14 protein-coding genes and 2 pseudogenes are annotated in these 16,475 nt (G+C 37.2%); 5 read left to right on the top strand and 11 right to left on the bottom strand.

The genetic code is table 11. From position 1 onward, the window contains the following. From AC07M3_RS17740 to AC07M3_RS17755, 4 genes and pseudogenes are all read right to left on the bottom strand, one after another. A pseudogene (locus tag AC07M3_RS17740) lies at positions 1–420 on the bottom strand (fimbria/pilus outer membrane usher protein); the annotation flags it as partial. A 40-nt stretch (positions 421–460) separates the two neighbouring features. Continuing rightward, on the bottom strand, positions 461–1,168 hold the full coding sequence (locus tag AC07M3_RS17745; RefSeq protein WP_494567908.1) for a fimbrial biogenesis chaperone: 708 nt from the start codon (positions 1,166–1,168) through the stop codon (positions 461–463). A gap of 83 nt (positions 1,169–1,251) precedes the next feature. Continuing rightward, positions 1,252–1,782, bottom strand: coding sequence for a Csu type fimbrial protein (locus AC07M3_RS17750; protein ID WP_017392181.1), 531 nt, complete (start codon positions 1,780–1,782; stop codon positions 1,252–1,254). A gap of 534 nt (positions 1,783–2,316) precedes the next feature. After that, positions 2,317–2,748: a hypothetical protein gene (locus AC07M3_RS17755; RefSeq protein ID WP_494567909.1), complete on the bottom strand. Its 432-nt coding sequence runs from the start codon at positions 2,746–2,748 to the stop codon at positions 2,317–2,319. Positions 2,749–3,212: 464 nt separating this feature from the next. On the opposite strand from AC07M3_RS17755, the gene AC07M3_RS17760 reads away from it, so the two are divergent. From AC07M3_RS17760 to AC07M3_RS17770, 3 genes are all read left to right on the top strand, one after another. Further along, positions 3,213–4,886 (top strand): FMN-binding glutamate synthase family protein, encoded by a 1,674-nt coding sequence (locus tag AC07M3_RS17760; protein ID WP_494567910.1) that lies wholly within the window; start codon positions 3,213–3,215, stop codon positions 4,884–4,886. Positions 4,887–5,097: 211 nt separating this feature from the next. Beyond that, positions 5,098–6,153 carry a linear amide C-N hydrolase gene (locus AC07M3_RS17765; protein WP_494567911.1) on the top strand — a complete coding sequence of 352 codons (1,056 nt, stop codon included), beginning with the start codon at positions 5,098–5,100 and terminating at the stop codon, positions 6,151–6,153. Between the two features lie 61 nt (positions 6,154–6,214). Beyond that, complete coding sequence (locus AC07M3_RS17770) at positions 6,215–6,718, top strand: hypothetical protein (protein ID WP_005039888.1); 504 nt, start codon at positions 6,215–6,217, stop codon at positions 6,716–6,718. A 56-nt stretch (positions 6,719–6,774) separates the two neighbouring features. On the opposite strand, the gene AC07M3_RS17775 is transcribed toward AC07M3_RS17770, so the two are convergent. The 5 genes from AC07M3_RS17775 to AC07M3_RS17795 form a co-directional block, all read right to left on the bottom strand. Next, positions 6,775–7,803: an alpha/beta hydrolase gene (locus AC07M3_RS17775; protein WP_205469024.1), complete on the bottom strand. Its 1,029-nt coding sequence runs from the start codon at positions 7,801–7,803 to the stop codon at positions 6,775–6,777. Then, positions 7,803–8,924, bottom strand: coding sequence for a YdcF family protein (locus AC07M3_RS17780; RefSeq protein ID WP_307009170.1), 1,122 nt, complete (start codon positions 8,922–8,924; stop codon positions 7,803–7,805). Before AC07M3_RS17780 ends, AC07M3_RS17775 begins: the two co-directional genes overlap by 1 nt. 4 nt (positions 8,925–8,928) lie before the next feature. Then, positions 8,929–9,963 carry a UDP-N-acetylmuramate dehydrogenase gene (murB, locus tag AC07M3_RS17785; protein WP_307009168.1) on the bottom strand — a complete coding sequence of 345 codons (1,035 nt, stop codon included), beginning with the start codon at positions 9,961–9,963 and terminating at the stop codon, positions 8,929–8,931. Positions 9,964–9,982: 19 nt separating this feature from the next. Then, complete coding sequence (locus tag AC07M3_RS17790) at positions 9,983–10,486, bottom strand: low molecular weight protein-tyrosine-phosphatase (RefSeq protein ID WP_307009166.1); 504 nt, start codon at positions 10,484–10,486, stop codon at positions 9,983–9,985. Positions 10,487–10,841: 355 nt separating this feature from the next. Beyond that, on the bottom strand, positions 10,842–11,153 hold the full coding sequence (locus AC07M3_RS17795; RefSeq protein ID WP_494567912.1) for a YcgJ family protein: 312 nt from the start codon (positions 11,151–11,153) through the stop codon (positions 10,842–10,844). A 347-nt stretch (positions 11,154–11,500) separates the two neighbouring features. Here AC07M3_RS17795 and AC07M3_RS17800 point away from each other — a divergent pair, with 347 nt between their 5' ends. Together AC07M3_RS17800 and AC07M3_RS17805 are read left to right on the top strand one after the other, a co-directional pair. Beyond that, a complete protein-coding gene (locus AC07M3_RS17800; protein WP_494567913.1) occupies positions 11,501–12,658 on the top strand; it encodes an iron-containing alcohol dehydrogenase in 1,158 nt (385 codons plus the stop codon). Further along, the gene (locus tag AC07M3_RS17805) at positions 12,658–13,092 is read left to right on the top strand and encodes an acyl-CoA thioesterase (RefSeq protein WP_494567914.1); all 435 of its coding nucleotides are present in this window, start codon (positions 12,658–12,660) and stop codon (positions 13,090–13,092) included. The genes AC07M3_RS17800 and AC07M3_RS17805 overlap by 1 nt, the downstream gene beginning before the upstream one ends. Before the next feature lie 48 nt (positions 13,093–13,140). Here AC07M3_RS17805 and AC07M3_RS17810 read toward each other — a convergent pair whose 3' ends face one another. Continuing rightward, entirely contained in the window at positions 13,141–15,369 is a 2,229-nt protein-coding gene (locus tag AC07M3_RS17810; protein ID WP_494567915.1) for a phosphocholine-specific phospholipase C, read from the bottom strand. A gap of 315 nt (positions 15,370–15,684) precedes the next feature. Continuing rightward, positions 15,685–16,475: pseudogene (locus tag AC07M3_RS17815) on the bottom strand (DNA polymerase III subunit gamma/tau); the annotation flags it as partial.

Genomic DNA, 16,475 nt, shown 5'->3' on the forward strand with positions numbered 1-16,475 from the left:
TATTTTTAGTAAATGAGGACTCGTGAGCTGTTGACCATTTAAGTCAACTGAATAATCCGCCAACATGTTTGAAGGAATTTGTAAATTTAGAGCCTGCTCATTCTCTAGATATTTAAACTGGATTCCTTTTAGCTCATTAATACACACCCATTGGCTATCTGGAGTGTGTTCATCCATTTTTACCCTTAAAACTTTTAAGTCACGAACACGAATATACAGCTTTCCAACTTGATCTTGGTGTACCGAGATTAAATCTGTTGAAATATTCGAGTTAATAGAAATTTTTAAGAAAAGCTGTGTGTAGGCCTTATCAGAACTGAATACCTGATGAGAAGAGTTTGTAACTTCCGGAATACTTGGTAAAGCAATATTGGTGTTATCTTGCAATGATTCAGCAAAAGCATGAATCGGCAAGTACATAACACATAAGGCACTTACGAGATATTTCATATGTGCCTCTTTAAAGAGATGTTTGCTTACCGTTAATATTCAATGAAATATTATATTTATGATCCTCTTGAAATTTAAAATCAGGGCTAATATTAAAATTTCTTGCTTTGCCAGCAAGAATATAACCATTCACAGTATTTACTTTAATCGGATAGCTTTTATTTGCTGTCACATCAACAAGCGTTAAATTATTTAAAAGTGCATGTCGATTGCCAACATTACTAATCATAAGAGAAGAAGTATTTTGCTCTTGTTGAATTGACCAAGTAAGTTTAGTAATTGCATCTTTATTTACGACAAATAGAGGCAATGACGAACGTAGTAGTACGTTAATCCCTTGATCCGCTTTACGGTTATCAATCGGTTTCGGTAGTTCATCAATAATAATACGGTATGTTTGCTCACCAGAAACGGGTGCTGGATTAATTCTAACTACACGCAAATTATAAGAATCATTAGGTTGTAATTTTAAAAACGGGGGGCTAACCGCGATCTCATCTGTAGGTATCAGTTGATCTTGCCCGGCATTTTGGCGCCATTCAAATACACGTACCTGCAAATCAGCGCTTTCATTTGACTGGTTATATAGGCTAATTGAGGACGCCGATTGATCATTTAATATTTCAATACTTACAGGCGAAAGACGAATTGATGCAGCGTTCAGCATACTAGGCAAAAATAACAATAAACTTGTAATAACAAAGATATTTTTTCTCATGATTTGCCCAGAACTACTTTTCTCAAATTAGGCTAGCTCTCTCAATCAAGAGCTAGCAATGACACAATAAAACTTATTAAAAATTAATAAGTCACTGTTACAGTTACAGTGTCAACATAGCTACCTGCACTTGGCAAAGTTGAGCCAGCAGGGATACGACCATAGACGTTAACTGCTTGTGGCGCACCAGTACCAGTACCGCTATAAGCAGTCGTTGAAATACCAATTGCTGTTGCACGGTTAGTGTCAGAGAAGAGGTTGTAAGGAATAAATTCGTTGCTTGTTGCACCACCAATCATACGACGTTGGGTCGTTTGAGCATTTTTACCGGCATCAAAAGCCAAAGTCCATGGCACAGTGTTGTTACATAAAACTTTGATGGCCGTACCACCTGTCGTTGTAGTGTCTGCATCGACGTTGCTAGCAAGAGAACTTAAAGTACCAAAATCTAAAACTGCGTTAGCTGTTGTACCTGTAGCTGAAGTATTCAATACACAGCTATTTGTAATTGTTGCTTTAACAGTCAAGGTGCCTGTTGCTGTTGCAGCATTTGCGGCAGTGATAGACATTAAACCCATAGCAATTGCTGGTAAACAAATGAGAGACTTTTTCATGGTAAAAAACCTTTTTTACATTACGCCAATAAAATTAATAGATGTAAAAACTAGCCTTCCCCATCACAATCACTAGCTTTTCTGATTGTTTTTTCAAAGCATTATTTTTTTACTCTACTGACCGCGCATAATACAAAAAAACAACAAAAACACTAACATAAGTTTCATTTTAAATATCAATTAATAATTCAACTTCTGATGAATTTCTCAATTAGAAAAATTTTTATGTTTTATTACACTTTTTATATGAATTTTCGATACTTCTATTCAGCTTTTATTAGTTTTACTAAAAAAATGATAGCTTTTCATTAGTTAAAATTTACCATAACTTTTAATATTTTATAATTTTTGAACCTTTGGTCAAAAAAACAAGAACAAAAAGTAAGCTACTGATTGTTCTATATATTTTAAATGAATAAGAAAATAATATTTTATGAATAAGAAATCTAAGTAATTTATAGCAGTTCTAGGATTTTTTTTAAATTTTCAGTAATTAAAACAACTTATCACCTACCAAAAGAAGTTAGCATTAACTTAACTACTTCTAAAAATTAGATGAAAAAATAAGCCAAGAAATCCACCAACCATAGCAAAACCTAACTGTATATAAGCTTTGCCATACCAAGCCAGTTCCCTAAATTGATAGTCTGCACTGCTAGAGTTGATCACAAACATATTCCTAATATCCCAACTATGAAATCCTTTAGGTCTTTCAGCAAAAAAATCTAGAATAGGTGTAAATCCTAAAACAAATACAATACCAAGTAAGGGATAAACGATACATCCTGGAAAAATAGGATTATTCTTTCGTTCCATAGAGTCAAATATGATAGCCGCAGCTACTAACAAACTTTGTATTAGAGCGACTTTTTTAAAAGTATCTAAATCAAAACCTAAATAGAACATTAAAGTTAGGAAAAAGACTTCTGTTAGAAGAATAGAGCATATTAATAATTTCCAATTCATTTCAGTCCTTAAATAATTTTTAGAATCCTATATAGTTGTAGTAATGTCTATTAAAAAATATTATTTCAATTTATTTATATTAGCAAAAAACAATTAAATAGCATAGCCTTAATTAAACCAAAAATGTACAAATAGCATTCAAATATTTTTTATTTTTAAATAAATCTAAATTTACATTTAGTTTGTATATATAGGTTTTAGAAAATGATTTAACAAAATATATTTTTTAGTACAGCTAAATATTTATAAAATCCATTAATTTTATAATTTATCTTAATGCTAAAAGCTTCAGATTAAATATTATTTATAGTCAAAATACTTTCTATTTAAAAATATATTTCTAAATCGAGCGAACCTTTGAATGTACTCTTTCTTATCTCCTAAAACTAACAATTCCATACTTGTAGTTTTACTTGCTTCTTGGCAAGGTATGTGCCAGTAAAACATTAGGAATTTGTTCCAATATGGCGAGTCCAGCACAAATCATTCGACATAAATTTCTCAATACATTCTTTTCACGCCATTCTCTCTGGTTCTTATGTATTTTTACTGCACTCAGCATTACGTGGTTTCGAACCGTATATACGCCTCATAGTATCTATTATTTTATTTCAGATACTCTACTTAACGGTTTATGGGTACTCACGGGTGCACTAAGCGTATTAGGCCTTTATGATGTTTTGCAGAATAAACATTCAATTTTAAGAAACTACCCAATTATGGGGCATTTCCGTTTTTTGTTTGAAGATATACGCCCAGAAATTCGTCAATACTTTATTGAAGCGGATCAAGATGCTCTACCTTTTTCTCGTATGCAAAGAAGTCTAGTTTATCAACGCGCTAAAAATGAAAATGCAGATAAACCTTTTGGTTCAATCATTGACGTTTATCAAGAAAACTATCGCTTTATTGTCCACTCAATAAGCCCTTGCCCACCAGCAGATCCAAAGAGTTTCCGTATTCAGGTTGGTAATGCCCAATGCCTTCAACCTTATAGCGCGTCAATTATGAACATCTCTGCCATGAGCTTTGGTAGTTTAAGTGCCAACGCAATTCGTGCGTTAAATAAAGGCGCACAGTTAGGTGGGTTTTATCATGATACTGGCGAAGGTAGTTTAAGCCCTTATCATCTAGAAAATGGCGGTGATATTGTTTGGCAAATTGCCAGTGGTTATTTTGGTTGCCGTACCCTAGACGGAAAATTTGACGAGCAAAAGTTTGCCAAACAATCCCAATTACCACAGATCAAGATGATTGAACTGAAGCTTTCCCAAGGTGCAAAACCGGGCCATGGCGGTATTTTACCTAAACATAAAATTACCGCAGAAATTGCCGAAATCCGCGGCGTTTCTCGCGATCATGACTGTATTTCCCCTGCAAAGCATTCTAGTTTTTCTACCCCAATTGAAATGATGCATTTCTTACAGAAGTTGCGCACATTATCTGGCGGGAAACCAGTTGGTTTTAAACTTTGTATTGGTCAGCCTTGGCAATTTATGAGTATTGTTAAAGCAATGCTTGAAACAAACATAGTTCCTGACTTTATTGTTGTTGACGGTTCTGAAGGCGGTACAGGTGCAGCACCAATTGAGTTTAGCGATAATATTGGTACGCCATTACGTGAAGGCTTGCGCTTTGTCCATAACACGCTTGTCGGCGCAGGGCTAAGAGATCAAGTTAAGATTGGTGCGAGCGGTAAAATCATTAGTGCATTTGATATAGCCAGTACTTTTGCACTAGGTGCAGATTGGGTTAACTCAGCACGTGGTTTCATGTTTGCTGTTGGATGTATTCAGGCACAAAGCTGTCACACTAACCAATGCCCTGTAGGTGTTGCAACCCAAGATAAAGACCGCCAAAAAGCAATTGATGTACCGACCAAATCAGAACGGGTATTTAACTTTCATAAAAATACCTTGCATGCTTTGTCAGAAATGATTGCTGCGGCTGGTTTACGCCATCCTTCAGATATTAAAGCCCATCATTTGGCTCAGCGAGTAAACGATCGTGAAATTAAGAACTATGCTCAATTGCATTTTTTCTTAAAAGAAGGTGAACTTTTACAATCTGAACTTAATAATGACGATGATAATTTTTATTATCGAATGTGGAATATGGCTGATGCCAATCATTTTTAATTGATATTAATTCTTATAAGTTGAGCATTACATTTATAGTGTGATGCTCTTCCATATTTAAAACTAATATGTGATTTTTAATTAAATCCCACTCTCCTTTTAATTTGTATTTAATCGATTTTTCACCTAATATAAAAGTATAAATAACGTACATATTTTAATTTTATTTAATAAAAACTTTTTAATGCTTATAACAAGAAGGTATCTCATCATGTTGAAAAAAACATTCATCTCTTCTTTTGTTGCACTGGCGGTAGGCTTAAGTAGCTATGCTGTTGCTTGTACACGTGCCGTATATCTAGGCAATAACCAACATACTATTACTGCTCGTTCGATGGACTGGAAAGTTGATACGGGTACAAATTTATGGATTATGCCGAGTGGAGTCGCTCGTGATGGAAGTGCAGGCTCCAATTCAATAAAATGGACGTCTAAATATGGAAGCGTAATTGCCACAGGTTATGAAGTGTCCACAACAGATGGCATGAATGAAGCTGGATTGGTTGCCAATATTTTATGGTTAGTAGAATCTCAATATCCAGATGTAAAAAAATCTAATAAACCATTACTAAGCATTGCTGCTTGGGCACAATATGTACTCGATAATTTTGCAACTGTAGATGAGGCTGTCAAAGCTTTAGAAAAAGAACCTTACACCATTGTTACCGACAATGTTCCAGGTGAATCAAGGCTTACCACCCTGCATTTATCTATTTCTGACAAAACAGGTGACAGCGCAATTATTGAATATATTGACGGAAAGCAGATTATTCACCATAGTCGCAGCTATCAAGTCATGACTAACTCACCTACTTTTGATAAACAACTTGCACTTGCCGAATATTGGAAACAAATTGGTGGAACGATCATGCTTCCTGGTACAAACCGAGCATCTGATCGCTTTGCACGTGCATCTTTTTACATTAATGCAATTCCTAAAAATGATGATAGTAAACAGGCTCAAGCCTCTGTATTCAGTGTGATTCGAAATGCGTCTGTTCCCTATGGACTAAATACTCAAGAAGAACCAAATATTTCGTCGACTCGCTGGCGAACTGTAGCTGATCATAAGCAGCTGCTCTATTTTTTCGAGTCTGCCCTATCACCAAATGTGTTTTGGGTTGACTTAAAAAAGATTAATTTTAAAGATGGTAAAACGCGTAGACTTGATTTAGGGCCCGATCAAAGCCATATCTATGCAGGTGATGCTACTTCTTCCTTTAAAATTGCAAAACCATTTGTATTTTTAAGCCCAACTACACGTTAATTTATGTCAAAATTATTGGCCTTAACATAAATAATATTAAACATACTATCTTGGAATTTATATGATGAAGAAATCTCTACTCTTATTGGGTTCTTGTCTACTTACAACGGCTTGCAGCACCACACAATTTGGTACAGATAAAGCAACAGCTCCTACAGTAGTAAAGACAGCTGGTCAGCTCAACTGTTTACCAACTGAATTATGTCCTAGCTTGCTCGTTAAATGGAACGAGAATCAAAAAGATCAGCTCCGCGTAGATGTTCATTTAAGTAGTAGTTATAACTTTTATGATATTAACGAGTTAATATTTGATATTGATGGCAAACGATTTACTTATCAACCCGCTCAAGCGACTGAAAAAACGAATGTAAGTCGATTAGTACCTAAACATTCAACTACGTTCTTTATTATTCCAAGCCAATTCTTACAAGAGTTTAAAAATGCTCAAAATGTAAACGTTTTAATAAAAACGGATAAAGGAACGATTGAACGCAATATGTATAGTCCACAAAAGCAATCTTCAGTTTATAAAAACTTCATGCAGCTTTACCAAAACTCAAAATAAGGCACATAGATTAAGTCATGCATCTATCCAAAATTATTGGATAGATGCATTATTTTTTAATAATAAAAATGTTTTGGTTTCGCATGTAAAAAGGCTGGAATCAATCCTGTTAAAGCCGCACGTATATCTGCACGTTCATTAATTAATTGATGTGAACCTTCTTCAAGCATTAATAGTGTTTGAAGCCTAAATTTACGCCGAATAAATTCAATGTTGTAACGCCAATCAACCGTCTGATCAAGAGCACCTTGTGCAAGCCAAACAGGAATACGGCAAGCGGGTCGTTCTTCCATTTCTTGCATCCATTTTGACATTGCCAAAATCCAGTCCATCCCCATCATCCGAGGTTGCAACGGATCTTTTAAACGAATAAAACGCAAAAATTCTGGATTATGATTATTGCGTCTAAAGTGTCTTGGTACTTGGCGCTTAATACGGCGAATAATGCCTAACCCGACTGGGTTATGCCACCATGCCGTTTTTGCAGGACGAATTAAAGGTGAAAGTAACAGTACTCTATCTACAATCGGATCTTGGCGTTTTTCAGCATATTCTAATAAATGATGCATCCAAATTGCCCCGCCCGTGCTTTGCCCAATTCCAACCCAAGGTTTAGGCAACTGATCTGCATGTTTCACATATTGATAAACAGCCATCAAAACTTGTTGATAGTGATCAAAATTTTGAATACTTGCTGGTGAACCATTGCTTAAACCATGCCCTGGTAAGTCGTAGGTAATAACACTAAAGCCTTGTTCAAGAATTTCACGAATGATAGGCTGATAAATACCACTATGCTCAAGATAGCCATGTAGCAAACAGACGGTACCTTGTATTTTGTCTATTTTAGGTTTGAAAACCTGCACATGTAAGCGAAATAAAGGCATTTGAACATAACCCTGCCAATGCTCACATTCAAGTAAATGCAAACCATACAATTTGCGGTAGGCCAGCAAATCTCGAGATGGTTCTTCTAGTGTATTTAAATTGAGTGGGCTTAAAACCTGTGGTGTGAGATCACGGTTGGGAACCGGCAAATCTAATTGTTTTAATACGGCAGGATTGAGAAACGGGATATCTGACATTAAGGTACCTCTCGACAATCGCTTGAACCAAACAACATGTCGCGAATTGTCGCAAGTAATTCATAATTCGCACGACGGCTATGATCGTAATTTTGCACACTTGGTTGCCAACGTGTTAGTGCTGTTGGCATTGGAGCCACAACAGGAATTGTTTCTATGCCATTTAAAGCAAATAGTCGGCGTGTACGCGGCATATGATATTCATCAGTAACCAACATAACTGTCGGAGCGCCTCCTTTCTTCTGAAGCAACAGAGAGCTAAAGCGTGTATTTTCACAAGTATTCATACTACGTTTTTCTAATAGTTTTGCTTCAACACCGCGCTCTTTTAACCAAGCTTGCATATAAGGCGCTTCAACACCGCTAAGCACAATAGGAAGATGACTTTGTTTTTCAATTTCTAAAGTTTTTTCCAAACGTAAGCGCGTGTAGCCATTAACCACTATATCTTTACCATTTTTATCTAAGGTTAATCCGCCACCCAATACAACAATTGCATAAGGTTCTGATAACTTTTTAGACTGGACTGGTATTGGATTTTTACGGACATACTCAATTTTCTGTTCAGGTTCACTGACAGCTTTTTGATGCTCTGGTACTTCAGGCTTTCTTGCCAAGAACTCAGTATATTGCTCTGTAAGGGCTTTATTTTCCGAACTATTAATAAAGAGAGCTTCATCAATAGGAGCACTTGCTTCATCGGCAGCATCAATTTCTGAGTTTCTAACCACTAAAGGAACCGTTACGGAAGCGGCTGCCTCTGAATCTTGTTCCTTTTCTTCTAAAAGAATAATTTGCTGCAAAGCCTTATAGTTTTCTTGAAGATAGGTCAGATCTGTTGTCTTTTTTTCACGTAAAGCTTTTTCAGTCAGCTTTAAATATGCTTGACGAGCAATCCATAGATTTGAGCCTGGTTCTAAATTGTCATGCTCACTTAATGCAGCCTGTCTCTGGCTTTCAGCAGCGACTTGATTAACATCAACCGGTACAAAATAATTAAGTCCAGCTACAATTAATTTTGAATAAAACGGCGAATATAAAAAAACCACGAAACAGCCCAATAGTAAAAATAGCACGGTGACTACTTGTACTAAACGTACCATTAAGTGTACTTGTGGCATAAAACTATTCCGTATGATTTTCAATTAAACCTAAACTGTTATAAAGCACAGGCTCTGGTTCTAACATAATATGGAAACGCTGATCAACATCATGTTGTACAGCCTGATAAGTTTTCTTTACATCAGTAAGAGATGCATTGGCATAATTGACCAAAACCAATGCCTGTTTGTGAAACATCCCCACGATACCGAGTTGCTTACCTTTCCAACCCACCTGATCAATTAACCATCCTGCTGCAATTTTAACGTTTCCACTGGCTTGAGGATAATGGGGAATTGTTGAGAATTGTGTGACTAAGCGCTCAAATTCTTGAGGATTAACTATCGGATTTTTAAAGAAACTTCCCACATTTGGATACTCTTTTGGATCAGGGAGTTTACTTTGACGAATATGAATGACTTGATTTTGTAAGTTCTCCGCAGTCTGATTATCTCCAACTGCTTGCTTCAAATCACCATAGTTAAGCTTTAAATGGGGATGTTTAAGCAATTTAAAAGTCACATGCGTAATGATGTAACGGTTCGGATCATCTTTAAAAATGCTATGACGATAGGCGAAATGGCAGTCTGCTTCTAAAATTGTCTGAGTTTCTTTTAATTTACGGTCATATACTTGTACCGACTCAATAAACTCACCTACTTCTACCCCATAAGCACCAATATTTTGTACTGGTGAAGCACCGACTAAGCCAGGAATAAGTGCGAGATTTTGCAAGCCAAACCAATTTTGCTGAGTACTGTATAAAACGAAATCATGCCAGACTTGGCCTGCACCAACATTAACTCGAACAAAGTCATCATCGTTCGATAAAACTTCGATACCTTGAATATCTAGATGAATAACCAACGCATTGATCTGTTGCGGCAGTAGCATATTGCTACCGCCCGATAGTACAAGTACATTTAAATTATGCTGCTCAGCAAAACCCAAAGCGTCCTCAATATCCTGAATAGTTTGGACTTGGGTGTAGTGAGACGCTGTTGCATCTAAACTCAAAGTATTGAATGGCTTAAGCTGTACCTGATTTTGAATTTGCATCGTATTGAAAAACCTATTCTTAAACATTCAATTGTTTTTTTAAAATATTTATCCACGCCAAACTACTGGACTCGCATTGATTGAGTACACGTTCAAAGCCCTCAGCTCCGCCATAATAAGGGTCAGGCAAGGCTTGTTGTGGATATTCAGGATCATGCTCGCTGATTAAAGCTACTTTTGCACGAATTTGATGTGTACCAAACTGAGAAACCGCACTTTGTAGCATGTCATGAATATCATCAAAGTTTTGATGATCCATTGCCAAAATTAAGTCAAATTCTAAAAAGTCTTGAGTTGAAAGCTGTCTTGCACGTAAAGAAGATAAGTCATAACCTCTTTTTTTAGCGTGTAGCTGACTGCGATGATCTGGTGCTTTGTTTGGATGATAATTACTCGTTCCAGCAGAATCGACAATTACATTGAGTTGATGTGCATCACAATAATGTCTAAAAACCACTTCAGCCGTGGGAGAACGGCAAATATTTCCTAAACAGACACATAACACCTTATATTGTGTTTCCATTAGAAATTACTTCCAAAAATTTGAATTACATAGAAATAAATATGGTGCATGCAAAATCCTAACAAAACTATAAATTATTGTCAGAATTGAATTGACCATTGTGACGTGTTGCATTTTGTCAAAACTCACATGGCTTGAAAAGGAAAATAATGTTTATCAATAGATTAAAAGTTGATAAATCACTCGACAAACGATTTGATCTTCTAATTTTTAAGAAAATAATAAAGCTCTCATCAGAGGGCTTTTACACAAAGGAATAACTTTTTTTATATTATTCTTTCTATTCATTTCACTTTTCGTTTAGACCTAAAAAAGCCCAATTATTATGGGCTTTTAAGTAAAACTAGGATAAAAATCATTTATTTTTAAAAAGTTTATCCGTCATTTTTCTATCAACTTTACTACGATGTCCATTTTCAAAGTATCGATCAACATGACATAGTTTTGTCTTAGTATCACAGAACACACCATTTGAGAGTGTGAATGCAGAAGTATCAAAATCGCCTTGAGAGAATGCTTTGTTTGCTTTGTTAGTTCCTAAGTATTTGGCTGTAAGCTTTTTAGATACACCTTTCTTGTCAGCACAGATATATTTGTCACAAATTACACCATTTTTAGGTGAATAGATGCTAGAGCTGGTTTTCGCTATTGCTGCCGAGCTCAGCATTAAACAAGAGCATCCAATAAGACTAAGTACAGTTTTAGAAATTTTCACTTTTGAACCGAATAAAATTATAAATTGTTAGGGCATTATATGAATTAGTAGCCTTCAGGAAAATCTACCGAAAGTATAAATAACAAAAAGCCCACCTTTCCATAAACGTTTAAATACCTTGCGCGATCTCCGCCTACCTTCCCCCTCCTACCATATGAAAGTAGTGCTTATCTCATCCAACACTAAACATAATCACTTCAGAACTACTTTATTTTAAAGTGTCTTATGCTAAGTTACTTAAAGATTGAATCCTAAAGAACCCTTCTACAATAATGTTCAAAAATAAGGAAATAACGTATATGAGCCATTTTCAATTTCAAACCGTTCCAAATATCATCTCAGGCTTAGGCTCTATACAAGAATTACAGAATGTTTTGTCATCAAAAGGTTACCGTAAGTTGTTACTTGTCACCGATGCAGGCATGATCAAAAACCAGCTACATCTACCCATCATTCAAATTTTAGATACGCTTAATATTGAACATGTCATTTATGCCGATGTTCAGGCTGACCCTCCAGAACAAGTGGTATTAGATGCAGCCAATTATGCAAAACAACAAAACGTAGACGCGATTATTGGATTTGGTGGTGGTAGTTCTTTAGATGTTGCAAAAGTCATTGCCTTGCTCGCACACCCCGACCAGGCTCAAAGCTTGCAAGACATGTATGGTGTGAATCAGGTAAGCACAGCTCGCCTTCCGCTTATCTTAATTCCAACTACAGCTGGTACAGGCTCGGAAGTCACTCCAATTTCAATTGTGACCACGGGCGAGACAACAAAAATGGGGATTGTCTCTCCGGTACTGTATGCTGATACCGCTATTTTGGATGCAACATTTACACAAAATCTTCCAGCACATATTACTGCCGCAACAGGCATTGATGCGATGGTGCATGCCATTGAGGCATATACCTCTAAGCATAAAAAGAATATTTATACTGATATTTTAGCCAAAAATGCTTTGAAGTTACTGAACCATAACTTACCGAAAGTTCTTAAAAATGGTAATGACCTAGAAGCAAGACAAAACATGCTGTTCGCCTCGATGCTTGCGGGTCAAGCATTTGCAAATTCACCCGTTGCCGCTGTACATGCTTTAGCTTACCCAATTGGCGGGCATTTTCATTTATCGCATGGGCATACTAATGCCTTAGTGTTGGTAGAAGTATTAAAATTTAATGCACCAAATGCAAAAAAATACTATGCGGAACTGATGCAATGGCTAGATCCATATAGTAATGGCAGCACAGATGGTTTGTGTGATCTGTTTATTGACCATATGCAAAACCATTTAGATCGTAGTGGTTTAGTGTTAAAACTTAAAGATTTGGATATTGAAGAGTCTAGTCTACCTAAGCTTGCTCAAGATGCCATGCTACAAACTCGCTTGCTACAAAATAACCCTCGTGACATGACAGAAGCTGCTGCTTTGGCAATTTATCAGGCGATTCATTAATGACTAAACCAGTTTTAAAAACTCGCGATCAATTTAAGTTCTTTTTAGATATTCAAACGCGCTGGGCAGATAACGATATCTATGGTCATGTTAACAATGTAACTTACTATAGTTATTTTGATACAGCAGCAAATGCCTTACTCATTCAAAAAACAGGTTTTGATATTCATCAATCACAATCAATTGGCTTAGTGGTCGATTCAGCTTGTAGTTTTTTTCAGGAATTATCTTTTCCCGAAATTATTCAAGTAGGTGTTGCGATTGGTAAAATCGGTACCACTTCACTGCGCTATGAATTGGCAATCTTTAAACAAGGCCAAGAGCAAGCTTCAGCTCAAGGACATTTTGTGCATGTGTTTGTTGATCGTGAAACGCGTAAAACTGTTCCAATTTCTGAGCCTACTCATGACGTTTTAGAGAAATTTTTATTATAAAAAATGAGGCAAAAAGAAAATGAGTTGTTCTTTTTGCCTCTTCATTATTTAGACCATTGCTGGATCACTAAAGGAGTCCTCACCTGTTTCAACCCGACCAGCAAAGCGTCGGTAATAAGACACATCACTTTGGCATGTGATCTCAAAATCGTACCAATACCCTACATCAGCCAAAGCCCAGTGTTGTTTAACGACTTGACCCGCTTTTACGGTAAGTTGTAATGGAGCATCCTGTCGGTATGCACAAGGTTTTACCGTTAATATTGTATCCTTAGCCCCGTCATTCATAAGCTCTACATAGACATCACCATTAGCGATGTCATAACACACTCGAATTTCAGGTTTAATTCCACTATCGACAATACGTTGAGTATCTCCTTTAAAATGACGATGATAACCATTTGGGCCTAACACCCATAAATCATAGCGACCTAAGTTATCTTTTAAAGCATCCCATTCATCATCTAAGGTTTTATTCGGCTCGACAATATAACGCTTCGGAATACGGTCGAGATTGAGCTTGTCATATACATGAAAAACCGCTGCTTGTTTTCCCGTATTAGAGAAAATCAATTGCACCTTTCCATCCGCTTTACAACGCGCACTGGTATGCAGCTCATAAGGCAATGCTCGTGACAGGCGTATACCACTTTGCTGAATCGGTAATTTGCTATCTGTTGGTACTGGAACAGCAGGTAAAGCTTCTTGATTTTCTCTTAACTCATCTGCCTGTAAACGTGTTTGTTTTCCATTGAGCTGCGGTAGAACATCTGCATTTGGTGTTTTAAAGTTAAATGCACTAGTTAAATCACTACACACCGCACGGCGGTATGGACTGATATTTGGCTCTTTTACACCAAATCGTTTTTCTAAAAACATTAGCACGGACGTATGGTCAAAAACTTGCGAGTTGACCCACCCCCCACGGCTCCATGGAGAAATCACATATAATGGAACACGAGGCCCTGGCCCATAAACGCGCCCATCAGGTGTAGGCTGAGAATGGCTTCCCTCAGGCGCAGCATGATCAAAATATTCATCCTGCATATCGGCACTGCTTAATGTTGACTTCCCTGCGTATTGACCATTTTTAAGTCGAGATGGCGCAGATGGTGATGGTACGTGGTCAAAATAGCCATCATTTTCATCAAAATTGATAATCAGTGCTGTTTTACTCCAAACCTCTGGCACAGCAGTTAATGCATCAATTATTTCTTGAATAAACCACGCCCCTTGAACTGGGCTTGAAGGGTCTGGATGTTCACAATAAATTGATGGTGCGTTAATCCAAGAGACTTGCGGCAATTTTCCTTCACGAATGTCTCGTTTAAAAGCGTCGAGGTATTCTTCTGGTTTATTGCCCGGTAAAGTATTTGCGATACCCTTATATAATGGATTTTTGGAATTATCGGTCGCAGCATCATAAGCTTTATACGGTAATTTTTGCCCCGTGTCGGCATAGGGTTTGTTCGGTTCACCACCACTTGCAACTGGATAACCAGATGCGATATTTGCTTTTCTAAATGAGCGGAATGCACCAAGCATATTATCGCCCCATTCATCTGGCATATTTTGATAACAAATCCAGTTTACACCGGCTTCTTCCAAACGTTCTGCATAAGTCTTCCACGTATAACCACGATCTGCCGTGGCTGGATTACCATCAATCCAGTCCCATTCATTATTTACAAATGATCGCTTGGTTGGTGTTGCCCCATTTGTGCCTGTTAAGTGAAAAGACCTGTTCGCATCTGTTCCAGTGTGCATAGAGCAATGATAGGCATCACAAATCGTAAAGGCATTTGCAAGCGCAAACTGATATGGAATTTCTTTTTCTTTAAAATAGCCCATTGATATATCGGTTTTATGAGCTGGCCAATTCGCCATACGCCCATTGTCCCAAGCTAACTGACTGTCATTCCACGTATGAGGCGTGCCATCTGCACGCTGTGCATTATTGGCTGTGCCATCTAAGTGAAAAGGCGTTAAAACTTGCCCGTTATTTCTGAGTTGCTCCCATACACGGCGGCCACTCGGTAGAGGAATCGTAAAACGATCAGCAAAACCTCGAACGCCTTTTAACGTTCCAAAATAATGGTCAAAAGATCGGTTTTCCTGCATTAAAATAATAACGTGTTCGACATCTTGAATCGTGCCAGTTTTATTGTTTGCAGGAATTGCCAAAGCTTTTTGAATACTAGATGGGAAAGCCGCCAATGCCGCAGCACCAAAGCCCATATTTAAAGAGTAATTTAAAAATTTACGACGTGTAATCATGATCAGGTTCTTTTTATTATTTAAGTTTATGGAGCGCAGCGCATTACAGGCTTTTTACCTGTGTCTGGTGCATTTGAATTATCATTTGATGAGTCGTTACAACCGCTCAGCAAAAGTGCGCTGATCAATAAAAAATATGAATATTTAAAAGAAGTTATTCCTGCGTATTGCCTTTTCATGTCTATGTACAATCCATTTAAAATCTAAAATGGCTAACATAGAAAAGTACAATGACAGTGACGTGACCTGAATGTTTCAATCCCGTGAAAAAGCATGGAATTGTATATTTTCCAAGCTCATCACAGGACTAAAAAGTTAAGGCTTTAATTGAATATTTTGTAATTCGCCATCAAAGGTCTCTATGAGGCTTTTAATGACTGGCTGTTGTTGTAATAACTCAGCTGCTCTTTGAAAGGCTTTTTCTTTACGCGCGCTTTGAATGATATATGGTGTAGCCGTATTTACAGCACCATATTCAACTGTAAATTGGGTATCAGGCCATTGCTCATTTAATGTATCAATAAGACCTTGTTGCAATTGAGTCAACATATTTTCATATTCTTGAGGAATATGGAAAACTGTATTGCCACCAATTTGACCTGTCATCACGCCATGCTGAGCAAGCTCTTGAACAGCTGGAGAAAGTTGACTAGTTCTAAACCAATATTCCCATTTTGCTAGTGTCCACTCGCCTTCTAAGGTTTGCGTAGTTAGCTTCAAAATGTCTTGAGGCATAAGCTGCCCGTTATCAGTTGCACTAACTTCTTTTACAACTTCGACCTTCTCAATCGCCTCTGGGGTTTCCACCAGTAACGGTTGCTCGACAACAGGTTCTAAGGCTAAATCATTAGTAACGGGCGTATCTTGGGCAAGTGAAAAATCAGTGCTAGGTGATTCAAATAAACCTATAGGCTCAGCAGTGAAAGCTGGTTCAGGTTCAATACTTCGGGTCTGGGTTTCAGCCTGAACTTGTACTGACTTTTGTTCTGGTAGCGGAATGAAATCTTCCTCCAGAACATTACTTGTCTCTTGAACAGACGCTGACTCAAATCCGATTAACTCATGATGATTTGGGTCAAATACCATTAGGTCCTGATTAGACTGAG

Source organism: Acinetobacter sp. GW821-FHT09D10, assembly GCF_059416285.1.